18 protein-coding genes are annotated in these 17,992 nt (G+C 68.9%); 10 read left to right on the top strand and 8 right to left on the bottom strand.

The features are described 5' to 3' along the window. Window positions 1-25: 25 nt before the first annotated feature. The 6 genes from dapD to WS78_RS07350 all read left to right on the top strand — a co-directional run bounded on the left by dapD (window position 26) and on the right by WS78_RS07350 (window position 5,356). Window positions 26-865 (top strand): 2,3,4,5-tetrahydropyridine-2,6-dicarboxylate N-succinyltransferase, encoded by an 840-nt coding sequence (gene dapD / locus WS78_RS07380; protein WP_038744963.1) that lies wholly within the window; start codon window positions 26-28, stop codon window positions 863-865. Further along, window positions 865-1,239 (top strand): ArsC family reductase, encoded by a 375-nt coding sequence (locus WS78_RS07375; RefSeq protein ID WP_059574513.1) that lies wholly within the window; start codon window positions 865-867, stop codon window positions 1,237-1,239. The genes dapD and WS78_RS07375 overlap by 1 nt, the downstream gene beginning before the upstream one ends. Window positions 1,240-1,312: 73 nt before the next feature. After that, complete coding sequence (gene dapE / locus WS78_RS07370; RefSeq protein WP_059574511.1) at window positions 1,313-2,452, top strand: succinyl-diaminopimelate desuccinylase; 1,140 nt, start codon at window positions 1,313-1,315, stop codon at window positions 2,450-2,452. A 13-nt stretch (window positions 2,453-2,465) separates the two neighbouring features. After that, window positions 2,466-3,389 (top strand): 50S ribosomal protein L3 N(5)-glutamine methyltransferase, encoded by a 924-nt coding sequence (gene prmB, locus WS78_RS07365; protein WP_038744960.1) that lies wholly within the window; start codon window positions 2,466-2,468, stop codon window positions 3,387-3,389. 139 nt (window positions 3,390-3,528) lie between these two features. Beyond that, on the top strand, window positions 3,529-4,968 hold the full coding sequence (gene cls, locus WS78_RS07355) for a cardiolipin synthase (protein ID WP_059574509.1): 1,440 nt from the start codon (window positions 3,529-3,531) through the stop codon (window positions 4,966-4,968). Window positions 4,969-5,089: 121 nt separating this feature from the next. Continuing rightward, window positions 5,090-5,356, top strand: coding sequence for a YciI family protein (locus WS78_RS07350; RefSeq protein ID WP_059574582.1), 267 nt, complete (start codon window positions 5,090-5,092; stop codon window positions 5,354-5,356). 403 nt (window positions 5,357-5,759) lie between these two features. Here the strand turns inward: WS78_RS07350 and WS78_RS07345 are convergent, their stop codons facing one another. Further along, window positions 5,760-6,239, bottom strand: coding sequence for a glutathione peroxidase (locus WS78_RS07345; RefSeq protein ID WP_038744957.1), 480 nt, complete (start codon window positions 6,237-6,239; stop codon window positions 5,760-5,762). A gap of 146 nt (window positions 6,240-6,385) precedes the next feature. Between WS78_RS07345 and WS78_RS07340 the strand changes: the two genes are divergently transcribed. Next, window positions 6,386-8,326, top strand: a complete 1,941-nt coding sequence (locus WS78_RS07340) for an ATP-binding cassette domain-containing protein (RefSeq protein ID WP_038744956.1) — start codon at window positions 6,386-6,388, stop codon at window positions 8,324-8,326. Window positions 8,327-8,379: 53 nt separating this feature from the next. Here WS78_RS07340 and WS78_RS07335 read toward each other — a convergent pair whose 3' ends face one another. From WS78_RS07335 to alr, 3 genes are all read right to left on the bottom strand, one after another. Beyond that, the gene (locus tag WS78_RS07335) at window positions 8,380-8,646 is read right to left on the bottom strand and encodes a DUF2866 domain-containing protein (protein ID WP_038744955.1); all 267 of its coding nucleotides are present in this window, start codon (window positions 8,644-8,646) and stop codon (window positions 8,380-8,382) included. Between the two features lie 174 nt (window positions 8,647-8,820). Further along, window positions 8,821-10,197: a DNA repair protein RadA gene (gene radA / locus WS78_RS07330; RefSeq protein ID WP_038744954.1), complete on the bottom strand. Its 1,377-nt coding sequence runs from the start codon at window positions 10,195-10,197 to the stop codon at window positions 8,821-8,823. Between the two features lie 13 nt (window positions 10,198-10,210). Beyond that, entirely contained in the window at window positions 10,211-11,281 is a 1,071-nt protein-coding gene (gene alr, locus WS78_RS07325; RefSeq protein WP_038744953.1) for an alanine racemase, read from the bottom strand. A gap of 211 nt (window positions 11,282-11,492) precedes the next feature. On the opposite strand from alr, the gene lplT reads away from it, so the two are divergent. Beyond that, entirely contained in the window at window positions 11,493-12,800 is a 1,308-nt protein-coding gene (gene lplT / locus WS78_RS07315; protein WP_038744952.1) for a lysophospholipid transporter LplT, read from the top strand. A 73-nt stretch (window positions 12,801-12,873) separates the two neighbouring features. Beyond that, the gene (gene thiD, locus WS78_RS07310) at window positions 12,874-13,683 is read left to right on the top strand and encodes a bifunctional hydroxymethylpyrimidine kinase/phosphomethylpyrimidine kinase (protein ID WP_038744951.1); all 810 of its coding nucleotides are present in this window, start codon (window positions 12,874-12,876) and stop codon (window positions 13,681-13,683) included. Window positions 13,684-13,707: 24 nt separating this feature from the next. On the opposite strand, the gene WS78_RS07305 is transcribed toward thiD, so the two are convergent. Genes WS78_RS07305 through tsaB form a run of 4 tightly spaced genes read right to left on the bottom strand, consistent with a single transcriptional unit; the run spans window position 13,708 to window position 17,252 of the window. Further along, window positions 13,708-14,682, bottom strand: coding sequence for a DUF1853 family protein (locus WS78_RS07305; protein ID WP_059574507.1), 975 nt, complete (start codon window positions 14,680-14,682; stop codon window positions 13,708-13,710). Then, window positions 14,679-16,010 carry a uracil-DNA glycosylase gene (locus WS78_RS35645; RefSeq protein ID WP_059574505.1) on the bottom strand — a complete coding sequence of 444 codons (1,332 nt, stop codon included), beginning with the start codon at window positions 16,008-16,010 and terminating at the stop codon, window positions 14,679-14,681. Before WS78_RS35645 ends, WS78_RS07305 begins: the two co-directional genes overlap by 4 nt. Further along, window positions 15,997-16,494: a ribosomal protein S18-alanine N-acetyltransferase gene (rimI, locus tag WS78_RS07295; protein ID WP_038744948.1), complete on the bottom strand. Its 498-nt coding sequence runs from the start codon at window positions 16,492-16,494 to the stop codon at window positions 15,997-15,999. The genes WS78_RS35645 and rimI overlap by 14 nt, the downstream gene beginning before the upstream one ends. Further along, the gene (tsaB, locus tag WS78_RS07290) at window positions 16,491-17,252 is read right to left on the bottom strand and encodes a tRNA (adenosine(37)-N6)-threonylcarbamoyltransferase complex dimerization subunit type 1 TsaB (protein WP_226377218.1); all 762 of its coding nucleotides are present in this window, start codon (window positions 17,250-17,252) and stop codon (window positions 16,491-16,493) included. Before tsaB ends, rimI begins: the two co-directional genes overlap by 4 nt. Window positions 17,253-17,420: 168 nt before the next feature. Here tsaB and WS78_RS07285 point away from each other — a divergent pair, with 168 nt between their 5' ends. Then, window positions 17,421-17,690 carry an acyl-CoA-binding protein gene (locus tag WS78_RS07285; protein WP_038744946.1) on the top strand — a complete coding sequence of 90 codons (270 nt, stop codon included), beginning with the start codon at window positions 17,421-17,423 and terminating at the stop codon, window positions 17,688-17,690. The last annotated feature ends 302 nt before the right edge of the window (window positions 17,691-17,992 follow it).

Raw genomic sequence — 17,992 nt, 5'->3', positions numbered from 1 at the left:
ATTCACGTCCAGCATAGCCACGAACATGTCGCAACAACTTCAGCAAATCATCGATAACGCCTGGGAAAACCGCGCCGAGCTCTCGCCGAAGGCCGCGTCCGCGGAGATCCGCGAAGCCGTCGCGCACGCGATCGAGCAGCTCGACCGCGGCGCGCTGCGCGTCGCCGAGAAGATCGACGGCGAATGGACCGTGCACCAGTGGCTGAAGAAGGCCGTGCTGCTGTCGTTCCGCCTCGAGGACAACGCGCCGATGCCGGCGGGCGGCGCAGGTGCCATCTACACGCAGTTCTACGACAAGGTGCCGTCGAAGTTCGCGAACTACACGGCCGAAGACTTCGCCGCGGGCGGCTTCCGCGTCGTGCCGCCGGCGATCGCGCGCCGCGGCTCGTTCATCGCGAAGAACGTCGTGCTGATGCCGTCGTACACGAACATCGGCGCATATGTCGACGAAGGCACGATGGTCGACACTTGGGCGACGGTCGGCTCGTGCGCGCAGATCGGCAAGAACGTGCACCTGTCGGGCGGCGTCGGCATCGGCGGCGTGCTCGAGCCGCTGCAGGCGAACCCCGTCATCATCGAGGACAACTGCTTCATCGGCGCGCGCTCGGAAGTCGTCGAAGGCGTGATCGTCGAGGAGAATTCGGTGATCTCGATGGGCGTGTACCTCGGCCAAAGCACGAAGATCTACGACCGCGAAACGGGCGAAGTGACGTACGGCCGCATTCCGGCCGGCTCGGTCGTCGTCGCGGGCAACCTGCCGTCGAAGGACGGCACGCACAGCCTCTACTGCGCGGTGATCGTGAAGAAGGTCGATGCGAAGACGCGCGCGAAGGTCGGCCTGAACGAACTGCTGCGAGGCGACTGATGGCGGGCGCAAACGGCACCGCCGGCACCGTCGTCTACGGAATCCCGAACTGCGATACCGTGAAGAAGGCCCGCACGTGGCTCGAATCGCGCGGCGTCGCGTTCGCGTTCCACGATTTCAAGAAAGCGGGCGTGAGCGCGCCGCTCGTCGAGCGCTGGCTGAAGGACGTGCCGCTCGACGCGCTCGTCAACCGGCGCGGCACGACGTGGCGCGCGCTCACCGACGAGCAGAAGGCCGCGGCCGAATCGGAAGCGGGCGCGATCGCGCTGATGATCGACAAGCCTTCCGTGATCAAGCGGCCCGTCGTCGTCGTCGACGGCCGCGTGAAGGCGCTCGGTTTCTCGGCCGACGAATACGCGGAGCTGTTCGCCTGAGCCGCGCGCGCCGCCGCCCCCAACATGCTGCCGGCCTGCGCGCCGGCATTTTTTATCGAAAGTGGTCCGAATCATGTCCGCCACCCTTGCCCTCACCGAACAACTGATCGCGCGCGCGTCCGTCACGCCCGACGATCAACATTGCCAGCATCTGATGATCGAGCGCCTCGCCGCGCTCGGCTTCGAGTGCGAAACGATCGCGTCGCACGGCGTGACGAATTTCTGGGCCGTCAAGCGCGGCGCGGCCGGCCGCGAAGGCAAGCTGCTCGCGTTCGCGGGCCATACCGACGTCGTGCCGACCGGCCCGCTCGAGCAGTGGAGCTCGCCGCCCTTCGTGCCGACGCATCGCGACGGCAAGCTGTACGGCCGCGGCGCGGCCGACATGAAGACCTCGCTGGCGGGCTTCGTCGTCGCGGCGGAGGAGTTCGTCGCCGCGCATCCGCAGCATCGCGGCTCGATCGGCTTCCTGATCACGAGCGACGAGGAAGGCCCGGCGACGGACGGCACCGTGAAGGTCGTCGAAGCGCTCCAGGCGCGCGGCGAGCGGCTCGATTACTGCATCGTCGGCGAGCCGACGTCAACGGCAACGCTCGGCGACGCCGTGAAGAACGGCCGGCGCGGCTCGATGTCGGGCGAGCTCGTCGTCAAGGGCGTGCAAGGCCACATCGCGTATCCGCATCTCGCGAAGAATCCGATCCACCTGCTCGCGCCGGCGCTCGCCGAGCTCGCGGCCGAGCAATGGGACGAAGGCAACGAGTATTTCCCGCCGACCACCTGGCAGGTGTCGAACCTGCGCGCGGGCACCGGCGCGACGAACGTGATCCCGGGCCACGCGGATCTGCTGTTCAACTTCCGCTTCTCGACGGCGAGCACCGTCGAAGGCTTGCAGGCGCGCGTGCACGCGATCCTCGACAAGCACCAGCTCGACTATGCGCTGAACTGGTCCGTGAGCGGCCTGCCGTTCCTCACGCCGCGCGGCGAGCTGTCGGACGCGCTCGATGCGGCGATCCGCGCGGAGACCGGCATCTCGCCCAAGCTGTCGACGACGGGCGGCACGTCGGACGGCCGCTTCATCGCTCGCATCTGCCCGCAGGTGATCGAATTCGGGCCGCCGAACGCGAGCATCCATAAGATCGACGAGCACATCGAAGTGCGCTTCGTCGATCCGCTGAAGAACGTGTACCGCCGCGTGCTCGAACAACTGATCGCTTGACGAAAGGCGCCCGATGACGACCTCCCCCTCCCCGTTCCGGACCGTCCGCGACCTCGTGCGCTACGCGGTGTCGCGCTTTTCGAAGGCGAAGCTCGCGTTCGGCCACGGCTCGGACAACGCATACGACGAAGCCGTCTATCTCGTGCTGCACACGCTGCACCTGCCGCTCGACACGCTCGAGCCGTTCTTCGACGCGCGCCTCGCGCCCGACGAGATCGACGCGGTGCTCGCCGTGATCGAGCGCCGCGCGGCCGAGCGCGTGCCTGCCGCATACCTCACGCGCGAAGCGTGGATGCACGGCCATCGCTTCTACGTCGACGAGCGCACGATCGTGCCGCGCTCGTTCATCGGCGAGCTGCTCGACGACGGCCTGCAGCCGTACATCGAGGACCCCGAGTTCGTCGGCTCGGTGCTCGAGCTGTGCACGGGCTCCGGCTGCCTCGCGATCCTCGCCGCGCTCGCGTTTCCGAACGCGAGCGTCGACGCGGTCGACCTGTCGGCCGACGCGCTCGAAGTGGCGAAGATCAATCGCGGCGACTACGGGCTCGACGAGCGGATCACGCTCTACCACGGCGATCTCTACGCGCCGCTGCCGCAGTTCAAATGGATCGATCCCGAGCAGCGCTACGACGCGATCATCACGAATCCGCCGTACGTGAACGCGGCGTCGATGTCCGAGCTGCCCGCCGAGTACCGGCACGAGCCGGAAATGGCGCTCGCGGGCGGCGCGGACGGAATGGACATCGTGCGCCGCATCATCGGCGAAGCGCGCCGCTGGCTGAAGGACGACGGCGTGCTCGTCGTCGAGATCGGCAACGAGCGCGAGAACGTCGAGGCGGCGTTCGGCGGCCTCGATCTCGTCTGGCTGCCGACGAGCGCGGGCGACGACTGCGTGTTCCTGATCCACGCGAGCGCCCTGCCCGCCGTCGCCGGCTGATCTCGCGCCCTCCCTGGCAGCCGGCCGTGCCCCGGCTCGCAAGGGAGTGGCCGTTGCCGCGCACGCTTCGGTAAGATGCGCGTAAGCGGCAGCCGGTCGCGGCGCGCCGCGTGGCCTTCCTCAGGAATCCAACGCGCTCATGACCCTCGACTGGCTTCATCTCGGCACCTTCATCGGCCTCGCGCACGTGCTCGGCGTGATCGCGGCCTGCCATGCGATCCTGAACACGCGCACGTCGCAAGGCGCGATCGCATGGGCGGTGTCGTTGACCGCGATGCCGTATCTGACGCTGATCCCGTATCTGTTCCTCGGCCGCAGCAAGTTCTCCGGCTATGTCGACGCGCGCCGCCACGAGACCGAGGCGCTGCGCACACGCGCGCATCCGGCGCCGTGGAGCGCCGAGGGCTCGACGCTCGGCGCGCCGAAGGACGCGCTCGGCCTCGCGCGCGTGCGCGCGCTCACGCGCCTCGTCGGCATGCCGTTCCTCGCCGGCAACGCAGTGCGCACGCTCGTCAACGGCGACGCGACGTTCTCCGCGATCCTCGCGGCGATCGACGCCGCGCGCAGCTACGTGATCGTCCAGTTTTTCATCGTTCGCGACGACGCGCTCGGCGCGATGCTGCGCGATACGCTGATCGCGCGCGCGCAGGCGGGCGTGCGCTGCTATCTGCTGTACGACAGCATCGGCAGCTTCGATCTGCCGTCGAGCTACGTGCACGCGCTGCGCGAGGGCGGCGTCGAGGTGCATCCTTTCGCAACCAACAAGCAGTTCGTCAACCGCTTTCAGCTCAACTTCCGCAATCATCGGAAGATCGTCGTCGTCGACGGCGAGCGCGCGTTCGTCGGCGGGCACAACGTCGGCGTCGAATATCTCGGCGGCAATCCGCGCCTGTCGCCGTGGCGCGACACGCACATCGAAGTGCGCGGCCCCGCGGTCGCGAACATCCAGTATGTGTTCGCCGAGGACTGGCACTGGGCGACGCAGTCGCTGCCGCCGCAGGCGCCTCCGCCCGCGCCCATCGCCGACGCCGACATGCACTGCCTCGTCGTGCCGATGGGCCCCGCCGACAAGCAGGAGACGGGCTCGCTCTTCTTCGCGGAGGCGATCAACGCGGCGCGCGAGCGCGTGTGGATCACGACGCCCTACCTCGTGCCCGACGAGGCGGTGATCTCGGCGCTCAAGCTCGCGGTGATGCGCGGCGTCGACGTGCGGGTGCTGATCCCGAGCCGGCGCGATCACTATGTCGTGTTCGAGGCGTCGAAGCTCTATGCGCGCGACCTCGTCGACGCGGGCGTGCGGATCTTCCGCTACCGGCCCGGCTTCCTGCATCAGAAGGTCGTGCTGATCGACCGCGCGGCGGCGGCCGTCGGCAGCGCGAACCTCGACAACCGGTCATTCCGGCTGAATTTCGAGATCATGGTGCTGACGGTCGACGAAGGCTTTGCGGCCGAAGTCGAAACGATGCTCGAGCGCGACTTCGGCAACGCGTTCGAAGTGGATCTGAGCGAGTATCGGCGCTCGCCCGCGTGGCGGCGCGTCGCGATGCATGTCGCTCGGCTGTTCGCGCCGATCCTCTGACTGGGCGCAGGGCGCGCGGCGCGGCAAGGCAAGGCGCGCACGCGAACGCCGCGCGCCGTGGGCGCCGAAGGTGCCGAAGGCATCGAAGCGCGTCCGTTCGAACGAAGACGGAGACTTGCCGATGAAATGCGTGATGTTCTATCAGACGGCGCCGGACGGCCTCGCGAAAGCCGTCGAGCTCGGCCCCGCGCACGTCGCGCGGCTACGCGAATTCCACGCGCGCGGCGTGCTGCTGATGGCCGGGCCGTTCGCCGATCCCGCGCAAGGCGCGCTCGGCATCTTCACGAGCCGCGACGCCGCCGAGGAATTCGTGAGCGGCGATCCCTTCGTGACGGGCGGCGTCGTGAGCGGCTGGACGCTTCAGGAATGGAAGGAGGTGCTGGCCTAGCCGTTCGGCGCGCGACGAATGGGTGTCGGCGCGTGTACGGCGGTTCGTTCGTATCCGCCGGCATGCGTGCGCCGGTGGCATACGGTCAGTGCGTCTGCGGCAATGCGCCTGCGTCGCGCCGCACCTGCGGCCGTTCGATCCGCAACGGCCAAACGTATGTTTCGTCGCAGGAACGTTGCCCCGCTCCGCCACATCGCGGCGGACGAATACGACACGATCGAACGCGGCGTGACGGGACGTTGCACGGTGCGCCCGACGCGGCAACGGAAAATACGCGTGTCCCGCGCGCCGCCCGAACGCCGCGCATCTCACGCCGCCGCCCGAAGAGCGCAGCCGGCCCGGAATCGCCCGCCGGATCGGCCGCGCGCGCCCGATTCGGGCACGCGCCGCAATACCGCTTCGCTCAGAGCTGCTTCTCGACGTCCTCGGCGATATCGTCGGGCTTCGTCGACGGCGCATAACGCTTCACGATTTCGCCTTCGCGATTCACGAGAAACTTCGTGAAATTCCACTTGATCGCCTTCAGGCCCAGAATGCCGGGCGCTTCCTCGGTCAGGTAGCGGTACAGCGGATGCGCGCTCGCGCCATTCACGTCGATTTTCGCGAACATCGGGAACGTGACGCCGAAATTCTTCTCGCAAAACGCGCCGATCTGCGACGCGTCGCCCGGCTCCTGCTTGCCGAACTGGTTGCACGGAAAGCCGAGCACGACAAGCCCGCGCTCGCGAAAGCGGTCGTACAGCTGCTGCAGCCCCGCGTACTGCGGCGTGAATCCACATTCGCTCGCCGTGTTGACGATGAGGAGCACCTTGCCCCGGTATTGCTCGAGCGACACGTCTCCGCCCGAAAGCGCCTGCGCGCTGAATGAATAAAGTTCCGACATTGGCTCGTTCCTCCCTGTTTTGATATGGCTGTGCCGTCCGCGAAAGTCTAGGCGAATTCGGCGCCGTGCGCACACTCTGCCGTCCGGACGATCCCCCCTGCGCGGCGCGCAGTCTAGAATAGCGCTTTTCCCCAGTATTTTTCGCCGTGATCCGTTTCAATCAGTTCAGCCTCGCCCGCGGCACGAAGCCGCTCTTCGACGCGACCTCGTTCACGCTGAATCCCGGCGAGAAGGCGGGCCTCGTCGGCGCGAACGGCGCCGGCAAATCGACGCTCTTCGCGGTGCTGCGCGACGAGCTGCACGCGGATGCGGGCGACTTCGCGATGCCGCCGTCGTGGCGCATCGCGCACGTATCGCAGGAAACGCCCGCCGTCGATCGCAGCGCGCTCGACTACACGCTCGACGGCGACGCCGCGCTGCGCGCGATCGAGGCGCGCATCGCGCAGGCGTCCGCCGCGCATGACGGCGCGGCCGAAGCCGACGCGCACGCGGCGTTTGCCGACGCCGACGGCTACACCGCGCCCGCGCGCGCGCAAGCGCTGCTGCTCGGGCTGGGCTTCACGCTCGCGCAAACGCGCGAGCCCGTCGCGAGCTTCTCGGGCGGCTGGCGGATGCGCCTCAATCTCGCGCAGGCGCTGATGTGCCGCTCGGATCTGCTGCTCCTCGACGAACCGACGAACCACCTGGATCTCGACGCGATCGTCTGGCTCGAGGACTGGCTGCATCGCTATCCGGGCACGCTCGTCGTCATCTCGCACGACCGCGAGTTCCTCGATTCAGTCTGCAACGTGACGCTGCATCTGGAGAATCGCCAGGTGAAGCGCTACGGCGGCAATTATTCACAATTCGAAGTGCTGCGCGCGCAGCAGCTCGACTTGCAGCAAAGCGCCTACGAGAAGCAGCAGAAGACGATCGAACACCTGCAGAGCTTCATCAACCGCTTCAAGGCGAAGGCGACGAAAGCCAAGCAGGCGCAAAGCCGGATGAAGGCGCTCGAGAAGATGGAGCTGATCGCGCCCGCGCACGTCGCGTCGCCGTTCACGTTCGAGTTCCGCACGCCCGACTCCGCGCCGAACCCGATGCTCGTGATGGAAGGCGTGCGCTGCGGCTATCGCGCGGACGACGACGGCGAGATTCCGATCGTCGAGCGCGTCGCGCTGTCGATCCAGAACGGCCAGCGGATCGGCCTGCTCGGCGCGAACGGCCAGGGCAAGTCGACGCTCATCAAGACGCTCGCGGGCACGCTCGCGCCGCTGTCGGGCGACGTGCGCACCGGCAAGGGCCTCACGATCGGCTATTTCGCGCAGCATCAGCTCGAGACGCTGCGCCCGGACGATTCCGCGCTCGCGCATCTCGCGCGTCTCGCGCCCGACTCGCGCGAGCAGGAACTGCGCGATTTCCTCGGCGGCTTCAATTTCTCAGGCGACATGGCGACCGCTCCGATCGAGCCGTTCTCGGGCGGCGAGAAAGCCCGGCTCGCGCTCGCGCTCATCATCTGGCAAAAGCCGAACCTGCTGCTCCTCGACGAGCCGACGAACCACCTCGATCTCGAGACGCGCCACGCGCTCACGATGGCGCTCGCGCAATTCGAAGGCACGCTGATCCTCGTGTCGCACGACCGCCACCTGCTGCGCGCAACGACCGACCAGTTCATGCTCGTCGCGAAGCACCGGCTTCAGCCGTTCGACGGCGATCTCGACGATTACCGCGACTGGCTGCTGCAGCACGCGGCGGACCAGCGCGCGGCGGCGAAGGGCGAATCCGGCCCGGCGAGCGACGGCAACGGCGGCGCGTCCGCGGCAAACCGCAGGGATCAGAAACGGCAGGAAGCCGAAGCGCGCCAGCGGCTTTCGCACTTGAAGAGGCCGCTGCAAACGCGCATCGCGAAGATCGAAAAGGAAATGGAGCAGTTGCAGGCCGAGAAGTCGGCGCTCGACGCGTTCGTCGCCGATCCGGCGAGCTACGAGGCCGATCGGAAAACGCGTCTCACCGACGCGATCCGCAAGCTCGGCGACGTCAACGGTCGCCTCGACGCGCTCGAAGCCGACTGGCTCGGCGCGCATGACGAACTCGAGAAGATCGGGTAACGCGAGCGGCGGCACGCCGATATCGGATCGCGCCGCCGCCCCGCATTCTGAAATCAGCGCCGCGGCAGCGTGTCGCGCGGCATCTGCTCGTCGTCGCCCATCAGATGGCGGCGGCCTTCGAGCGGCCGGCGGATCATCGCGTAGACTTCCGCCTCGGTCACGTTGACGGCGGCGACACGGCGGGCGATCCGCCCGTCCCCGCCGATCCATTCGACGATCCGGCAACCGCCGCCCCACGGCGCGCCGATCGGCTCGGACACGCGGCAACCCCGCACGTTGTACGTGCGCTTTTGCGCACTGGTTTGATGAGATCGTTTCAACACGCTTCCCTTTTCCGCGTCATGCGGCAGACAACCCGGGCAAGCATAGAAAAAAACAGGCTGCAAAAGGGTTACATCAGCGTACCAAAACGTTACATGGTTTTACGCCCCTGATCGGCTCGCGAAAGGCGCGGCGCCGCAACGCGCGAGCGAAGCGCGAGCCGATCGCCGCGCTCATTCGAGCACGCGGATCTGATCGATCGCCTGCTCGATGCGCTCGACCGCATGCACGCGAAGCCCGTCGATCGGCTGTTTCGGCGCGTTCGCCTTCGGAATCAGCGCGGTCGTGAAGCCGAGCTTCGCTGCCTCGCGCAGGCGTTCCTGCCCGCGCGGCGACGGCCGGATCTCGCCCGCGAGCCCCACTTCGCCGAATACGATCAGACCCTTTGGCAACGGTTTGTTACGCATCGACGAATGAATCGCGAGCAGCACCGCGAGATCGGCGGCCGGCTCGGTGATCTTGACGCCGCCGACCGCGTTGAGGAACACGTCCTGGTCGAAACACCCGATGCCCGCATGCCGGTGCAGCACGGCGAGCAGCATCGCGAGCCGGTTCTGCTCGAGGCCGACCGCGAGCCGGCGCGGATTGGGCACGTTCGCGGTGTCGACGAGCGCCTGCACCTCGACGAGGAGCGGCCGCGTGCCCTCTTGCGTGACGAGCACGCACGAGCCCGGCACGACCTCCGTGTGCTGCGACAGGAACAGCGCCGACGGATTCGCGACGCCGCGCAGCCCGCGCTCGGTCATCGCGAACACGCCGAGCTCGTTGACCGCGCCGAAGCGGTTCTTGAACGCGCGCACGAGCCGGAACGACGAATGCGTGTCGCCCTCGAAGTACAGCACGGTGTCGACGATGTGCTCGAGCACGCGCGGGCCCGCGAGGTTGCCCTCCTTCGTCACGTGCCCGACCATGATGATCGCGGTGCCCGATTGTTTCGCGATGCGCGTCAATTGCGCCGCGCATTCGCGCACCTGCGCGACCGAGCCGGGCGCGGACGTGAGCGCCTCCGAATAGATCGTCTGAATCGAATCGATAACGGCCACGTCGGGCCGCTCGGCGTCGATCGTCGCCTGAATCTTCTCGAGCTGGATCTCGGCGAGCAGCTTCAGATCGGCCGCGCTCGCGCCGCCGTCGAGAAGCGCGAGCCGCTGCGCGCGCAGCGCGATCTGCGCGCCCGATTCCTCGCCGCTGATATAGAGCGCCGGCCGCTCGCTCGCGATCTGCGCGAGCGACTGCAGCAGCAGCGTCGACTTGCCGATCCCCGGATCGCCGCCGATCAGCACGACGCCGCCCGCGACAAGCCCGCCGCCCAGCACCCGGTCGAATTCGCCGATCCCGGTCGAGAAGCGCGGCACGTCGGCCGCCTCGATGTCCGCGAGCCGCTGCACCGGCGCCTGTTTCGCGAGCGACTGGAAACGGTGCGCGGACGGCGAGCTCTCGACCGATTCGACGAGCGTGTTCCACGCGTGGCACGACGGGCATTGCCCCTGCCACTTCGGCGCCTGCCCGCCGCACTCGGTGCAGACGAATACCGTTTTCTGCTTGGCCATGCGCGCGCCGCCCTTATTCGGCACGCACCGGCACGCGCGGCGCGACCGCGCACATCAGCTCGTAGCCGACCGTCCCGCATTGCGCGGCGACGTCGTCGATCGGCAGCGTCTCGCCCCAGAGCTCGACGCGCGAGCCGACGCCCGCCTGCGGCACCGGGGTGAGATCGACGGTCAGCATATCCATCGACACGCGGCCGACGATCCGCGTGCGCACGCCGTCGACGACGACGGGCGTGCCCTCCGGCGCGATCCGCGGATAGCCGTCCGCATAGCCGCACGCGACGACGCCGATCCGCAGCGTGCCCTCGGCGGCGAACACGGAGCCGTAGCCGACCGTTTGCCCTTTCGCGAGCGTCTGCACGGCGATCAGCTCGGACGCGAGCGTCATCGTCGGCTTCAGGCCCTTGTCGGCGAGGTCCGCCGAGCGCCCGGACGGCGACGCGCCGTACAGCATGATGCCGGGCCGCACCCAGTCGAAGTGCGTCGACGGGTGCCAGAGCACGGCGGCCGAGTTCGCGAGGCTGCGCGTGCCGGCGATGCCTTCCGCGCCGCGCTCGAACGTAGCCACCTGGTCGGCGACGCCGCGTGCGCCGTCGGCGTCGGAAAAATGGGTCATTAACGTGATCTGGCCGATGCCGGGGCACGCGCGGGCGCGCTCCCACGCGGCGCGGAACTTCTCCGGCGTGTAGCCGAGGCGGTTCATCCCGCTGTTCATCTTCAGCTGCACGTTGACGGGCTTCGACAGCCGCGCCGTCTCGAGCATGCGCATCTGCTCGTCGTTGTGCACCGCGGTCGTCAGGCTGTAGCGGTCGATCACGTCGATGTCGGTCGATCGGAAGAAGCCCTCGAGCAACAGGATCGGGCCCGCCCAGCCGAGCTCGCGCAGCTTCACGGCCTCGTCGAGATCGAGAAGGCCGAAGCCGTCGGTGCCGCGCAGCCCGGGAAAGACCCGCGCGAGGCCGTGCCCGTACGCGTTCGCCTTGACGATCGCCCAGACCTTCGACTTGGCGGCGTGGCGACGCACGACAGTGAGATTGTTCGCCAAAGCGGCGGTGTGGATCGTGGCGGAAATCGGGCGCGGCATAGGAAATATCAGTAAAGACGCTTGCGAATCATCAGCTTATCGCGCCTTTTGGGCGCGACGCCGGGAATGCGCGGAACGATCGGGGAATCTGGCAAGTCCGAATTGACGTATTTTCGTGATATAAAGCCGTGCGCACAACCCATTTCGAACGGAATAAGTCCGATTGCACGGCCCGCGCGGCCGAGCCGCCGCGAGGAAAGCATCGCTTCAGATGAAAAAAGGTTTTTACTCCATCATGGCCGCGCAGTTTTTCTCGTCGTTGGCCGACAGCGCTCTTCTCATCGCCGCAATCGCTCTGCTGAAAGACCTCCACGCGCCGAACTGGATGATACCGCTCCTGAAGCTGTTCTTCGTCCTGTCGTACGTGGTGCTCGCCGCCTTCGTCGGCGCGTTCGCCGACTCGCGCCCGAAAGGGCACGTGATGTTCATCACCAATTCGATCAAGGTCGTCGGCTGCCTCATCATGCTGTTCGGCGCGCATCCGCTCGTCGCATACGGGATCGTCGGCTTCGGCGCGGCCGCCTATTCGCCCGCGAAGTACGGCATTCTGACCGAGCTCCTGCCGCCCGAGCGGCTCGTCGCCGCGAACGGCTGGATCGAGGGCACGACGGTCGGCTCGATCATCCTCGGCACGGTGCTGGGCGGCGCGCTCATCAGCCCGAAGATCGCGTCGCACGTGATCGCGCACACGCCCCCTTCGATCAACACGCCCGCCGAGGCGGCGATGCTCGTCATCATGGCGATCTACGTGACGGCGGCGCTCTTCAACCTGCGCATTCCCGACACGGGCGCACGCTATCCGAAGCAGCAGCACGGCCCGCTCAAGCTCGTCACCGATTTCGCCGATTGTTTCATGACGCTCTGGCACGACAAGCTCGGCCAGATCTCGCTCGCCGTCACGACGCTGTTCTGGGGCGCGGGCGCGACGCTGCAGTTCATCGTCCTCAAGTGGGCGGAGGTATCGCTCGGCATGTCGCTGTCCGAAGGCGCGATCCTGCAGGCGGTCGTCGCGCTCGGCGTCGCGGCGGGCGCGATGATCGCGGCGAGCCGGATTCCGCTGCGCAAGTCGCTGACCGTGCTGCCCGTCGGCATCGTGATGGGCATCGCGGTGATGCTGATGGCGTTCTACACGCGCGACCTGTTCCCCGCGCACTGGGCGCTGGCCATCGGGCGCATGCACTTGCCCGTCTATCTGCTCGTCGCATACGTGTTCCTGATGTTCGTCGGCGCGCTGTCGGGATTCTTCGTCGTCCCGATGAACGCGCTGCTTCAGCATCGCGGCCACGTGCTGCTGTCGGCCGGCCATTCGATCGCGGTGCAGAACTTCAACGAGAACCTGTCCGTGCTCGTGATGCTCTGCTTGTACGCGGCGCTCGTGTGGCTCGACGTGCCGGTCGGCATCGTGATCGTGCTGTTCGGCACGTTCGTGTGCCTGACGATGTGGCTCGTGATGCGGCTGCACCTCGCGAACCAGCGCCGCTTCGATTCGGTCGCCCTCATCGGCGAATCGAAACACTGAGGCGCGGCGCCGGCGCGCCCTCGTCGCGCCGCCCCCTCCATCCGCCCGCGTTTTTCATCGACGCCTCCCGCTCATGACCCGACCGATTCCCAACGCGCTCACGATCGCCGGCTCCGACTCCGGCGGCGGCGCAGGCATCCAGGCCGATCTGAAGACGTTCTCCGCGCTCGGCGCGTACGGCGCGAGCGTGATCACCGCGCTCACCGCGCAGAACACGCGCGGCGTGACGGGCGTGCATGCGCCCGACGCGAGCTTCGTCGCCGCGCAGCTCGACGCCGTGTTCGACGACATCCGCATCGACGCGGTGAAGATCGGCATGCTCGCGAACGCGTCGATCGTGCGCGCGGTCGCCGCGGCGCTCGCGCGCTACGCGCCGCGCCACGTCGTGCTCGACACGGTGATGATCTCGAAGAGTTCGCACGCGCTGCTCGCGCCCGACGCGGTCGCCGCGCTGCGCGACGAATTGCTGCCGCTCGCCGGCCTCGTCACGCCGAACCTGCCGGAGGCGGCCGAGCTGCTCGGCGTCGCGGCCGCGACGACCGAGGACGAGATGGTGCGCCAGGGCGAGGCGCTCGTCGCGCGCGGCGCGAAGGCGGTGCTGATGAAGGGCGGCCACCTCGGCGCCTTGCACGAAAGCCCGGATTGGCTGATTCACGCGGGCGGCGCGCAACGCTTCGCCGGCGAGCGGCTGCCGGTCGCGAACACGCACGGCACGGGGTGCACGCTGTCGGCGGCGATCGCCGCGCTGCTGCCGCAACGCCCGACGCTCGCGGACGCGATCGCCGACGCGAAGGTCTATCTGACGGGCGCGATCGGCGCGAGCGGGCGACTCGACGTCGGGCACGGCGTCGGGCCCGTGCATCATTTCCATCGGTGGTGGTGAGCCGGCGAAAAGCCGCGCCGCGCGTCAACTCGCGGCAAACGCCGCCGCCCGCTGCGGCCAACCGTCGGGCACGATGAAGCCGCGCGCGGTTTCGTGCCACGTCCCGTCGTCGCCGCGCGTGAGCGCAGCGACGAGCGACGGCCCCGGCTGCCCGGCAACCTCGGCGAAAACCGCATCGGCCGAAACGAGCGCGCCGGGCCCTCGCCTCGCCGCCGCATCGTCGATCGCGCGCGGCGCAAGCCACGCGAGACGCGGCAGCGCCATCCACGCGGCACCCTGCCGCTGCGCATCGGCGAACGCCGGCCACGCGTCGCGCGTGACCCAGAACCCGCGCGGATGGTCGGCGTCGACCTCAGGCGGATCGACGATCGCGCCGCCGTCGTGCCCGTCGCCTGCGCGATAGAAGAGCCACCCTTTCACGAGCATCTGCGCGAGCCACGGCCCCGCGTAGCCGAGCGACGCGAACTCGTCGCGCGCCGTCAGCCGCAATTGATGATCGACGAGCCGCGCGCGTTTCAGATCGAAGCGGTCGGCGAGATTCGGTCCGACGAACTCGGCGAGCGACGCGGCGCCCGCCTCCGCGACGCACAGATAGCACTTGACCGCGAGCTCCCAGTGCAGGCGCTCGCCACGCGCGGTTTCGATCAGGAAGTCGCACTCGCCGAGCGTGCGGCCGTTGCGGCGCAGCGGCAGATTCGCGGCGACGAGAACGAGCGACGGCGCATGCTCGACAAAAAAGCCGAGCAGGCATTCGGCATAGCGGCCGAGACGAACGGGCCGCGCGTGCGCGAGCGTGTCGTGCAGCGGCGCGGGCTGCGCGTCGAGCGCGACGAGCCACGCGGCCGTCTGCGCCGCATCCGCGACGCTCGCCCACGGCCGGGCAAGCGGCGCGCCCGCCGACGGCGCGAGCAGACTCGCGCTCGACAGCAGCCACGCGAGGTCGCGCACGGCGGCGTCGCGCAGCGCGCCGAGCGGCACGGGCGACGCCGCGGCGTTCATTGCGGATCGGCGGCGGGCGCGGCGTTCCGGTAGGTATCGTGCGCGAGACACAGATCGGACCAGGCCTTCGCCTTGTCCTGCAGGCTGCGCAGCAAATACGCCGGATGGTACGTGACGATCACGGGCACGCCTTCGTACTGGTGCACGCGCCCGCGCATCGAGGCGATGCTCGCGTCGGTCTTGAGAAGCGTCTGCGCGGCGAAGCGGCCGAGCGCGACGATCAGCCTCGGCTTCACGAGCGCGACCTGCCGCTGAAGATACGGCTCGCAGCGCGCGACCTCGTCCGGCTCCGGATTGCGGTTGCCGGGCGGGCGGCACTTGATCACGTTCGCGATGTAGACGTTCTCGCCGCGCTTGAGCTCGAGCGCGCGCAGCATGTTGTCGAGCAGCTTGCCCGCCTGGCCGACGAACGGCTCGCCCTGCTTGTCCTCGTTCTCGCCGGGCGCTTCGCCGACGAGCATCCAGTCGGCGCTCTCGTCGCCGACGCCGAACACCGTGTTCGTGCGCTTCTCGCAGAGGCGGCAGCGCTGGCAGTCGGCGACCCGCGCGCGCAGCGCGTCCCAGCCGAGCTCGGCGACCGACGTCGCCGCGACGGCGGGCCCCGCAGCGGCGGCGGCGTCCGGCGGCACGGGCTCGAGCACCGGCTCGAGATCGAACCACGACATGTCGTCGTCGGGGCCGGCTGCGTCGACGTCGCCACCGGTTCGAGCGGCCGGCGCGGTCGACGCGCGCGCCGGATCTGCCGCGTCGCGCGATGCGCCTGCGGCGCGCGCGAATGCCGCGGCATCCGCGGCGCCGTCGCTCTTCGCCACGCGACGCTCGCCGCCCGCGACGGGCGGCTCGGCCGACGGCGCCGCGCTCGCGATCGTCGAGCCTTGCTCGCCTTGCACGTCCCGCGCGCGCGTCCCGGACGGCGCATTCGCCGCCGGCATGCCGGATTCGGCCGCCGTCCGCCGCGCTTGCGCGCGCACATCGGCTGCTCGCGGCGCATGCGTTGCACGGCCGTGCGCAATCGCAGCGGGCTCGATCGACTCGGCGTCTTCGGCACGCTCCGTCGCATGCGCCGCCTCGTTCGCCGCCACCGCCGCCGATTCCGCTCCGCCGCGCACACCTTCGCCTTCCGTCGCGCTGACGCGCGCGATGCGACGCGCGGGCTCGCGCGCCGCATCCGGCGACACGGCCCGCGCTCCCTCCGCGGCCGCCGCGCCAGCGGTTTCCCGCGCCGCGCCCGCCACATCCTGCTGCGCGCCCTCGGCGCGCGCGATCCCGCGCCGCACCCACGCGGGCGCGAGCCCCAGCTCTTCGAGCGCCGCTTCAGCCAACGCCATGCGCGCCTCCCTCCTTCGTCAATGCAAGACGCATCACAATCGCGTCCTCCCGGCTCCGGTGCTTCGCCGGATAGTAGTTCCTGCGCCGCCCGACCGACACGAAACCGAAGCGCTCATACAGATGAATCGCGCGCGGATTCGACGGCCGCACTTCCAGCAGCACGCCGTCGAGCCGCTCGGCGCACGCGATCCGCACCGCCTCGCGCAGCAGCGCGAGGCCGGCGCCCGAGCGCTGCGCGGCGGGCGCGACGCACAGATTCAGCAGATGCATTTCGTCGACGACGGGCATCAGCACGCAATAGCCGACGAGCGCGCCCGTCACGTGCCGCATGCAGACGCCGAAATAGCCGTTGCGCAGCGAATCCTCGAAGTTGCCGCGCGACCACGGAAATTCGTACGCGGCGCGCTCGATCTCGACGACTTCGTCGAGATCCGCATCCGTCATCGGCGATAGATAGCGGTCGGTCATCAGCACGCCGCTCATCGGCCGCCTCCGTCCGCGCGCGCCGCGAGCCGCTCGGCGGTGGTCTGCGCGACCTTGTCGCGCACGTACTCGGGCGCCGCGCGATCGGCGGGCACGACACGTCCCGCGCGGTACGCGCGCAGCGCGACGTGCGCGATCGGCAGCGCGTGCGGCAGCGCATCCGGATCGATCGCCTGCGCGCGCGCGCAGGCGGGCAGGCGATCGCCGAACGCCTGCACCGCGTTGCCGGCGAGCACGAACGGCGCGTCGGGCACGCGCACGTCGGCGGGCGCCGCGAGCGTCGCCGGCGCGACTTCGCGCCAATCGCCCGCCGCGTCGTCCCACGCGTAATCGGCCCAATAGACTTCGTCCATTCGCGCGTCGAGCGCGGCGAGCACGCGCGTCACGCGGCCCGCGGCGTCGCCTGCGTTCAGGCGCGCGGCCTGCGCGCACGCGACGAGCGTGCCGACCGGCACGACGGGCAGCGCGCGGCCGAACGCGAGCCCCTGCGCGACGCCGGTGGCGGTGCGCAGCCCGGTGAACGAGCCGGGTCCCGCGCCGAACGCGATCGCGTTGCAATCGGCGAACGCGAGACCCGCTTCGTCGAGCACTTCGCGCACGGCGGGCAGCACGCGCGTGCTCGACACGGCGCCCGTGCGCTCGTGGCGAACCCAGGTTCGGATGGAAGCGGCATCGGCGGTCTGGCCGGCCGCGACGAGGAGCGCGACCGAGCAAAACTCGGTCGACGTGTCGATGGCGAGGAGCACTGTTTGCGTCATGGCCGACATTGTAATGCGGCGCCCCGCCCGCACGGGCGATCCCGTCCGATTCGCACGCGCTTGCCGTGCGCGAATCGGTTTGGAAGGAACGCTCGACCCGCCGCCCGCCCTCGCTTGCTAAGATCGTCGGCCTGGAAAAGCCAGCCTGGAAACCTTACGGAGACACCCATGAGCGACATCACCGCCCAATTCGAGCAAGCGCAGATCGACGTGAAGCAGCTGACCGAGCGTCCCGGCAACCTGACGCTGCTGCGCCTCTACGCGCTCTTCAAGCAGGCGACCGACGGCGACGCGCACGGCGACAAGCCGGGCTTCACCGACATCGTCGGCAAGTACAAGTACGACGCGTGGGAAGCGCTGAAGGGCACGGCGCAGGACGATGCCAAGAAGCAGTACATCGAACTCGTCGAGTCGCTGAAGAACGGCACCGCGTCCTGAGCGCGCACGCCGCGCGGCCGGTTCGCGCCGGCCGCGCAAACCGTCATCGGCGCCGCCCGCCGCGCCCGCCCCGGGCGCAATCGACGGTGGCGCAGCGCAGCAAATCACTGTACAATGCGCACTGCGCGTCGCGACGAGCGGCTTTGCCAGCCCGATGCCAGCAGCCCTCATCGCCAGCGTTCCATAGCGTTTCGCTCCAATCCAGTTTAGAACCTGTCCCTTCCTGCGTAGCCCCTTGCGGGCTGTCAAGTCTCAGGCTGGCGGCATGCGTATCCGATACGCGCCGCACCCAAAAACAGCTT

The sequence above is a fragment of the Burkholderia savannae genome (genome assembly GCF_001524445.2).
Classification (GTDB): domain Bacteria; phylum Pseudomonadota; class Gammaproteobacteria; order Burkholderiales; family Burkholderiaceae; genus Burkholderia; species Burkholderia savannae.
Note: the sequence above shows the minus strand (reverse complement) of the source record. Positions and strands in the feature narration are given on the sequence as shown.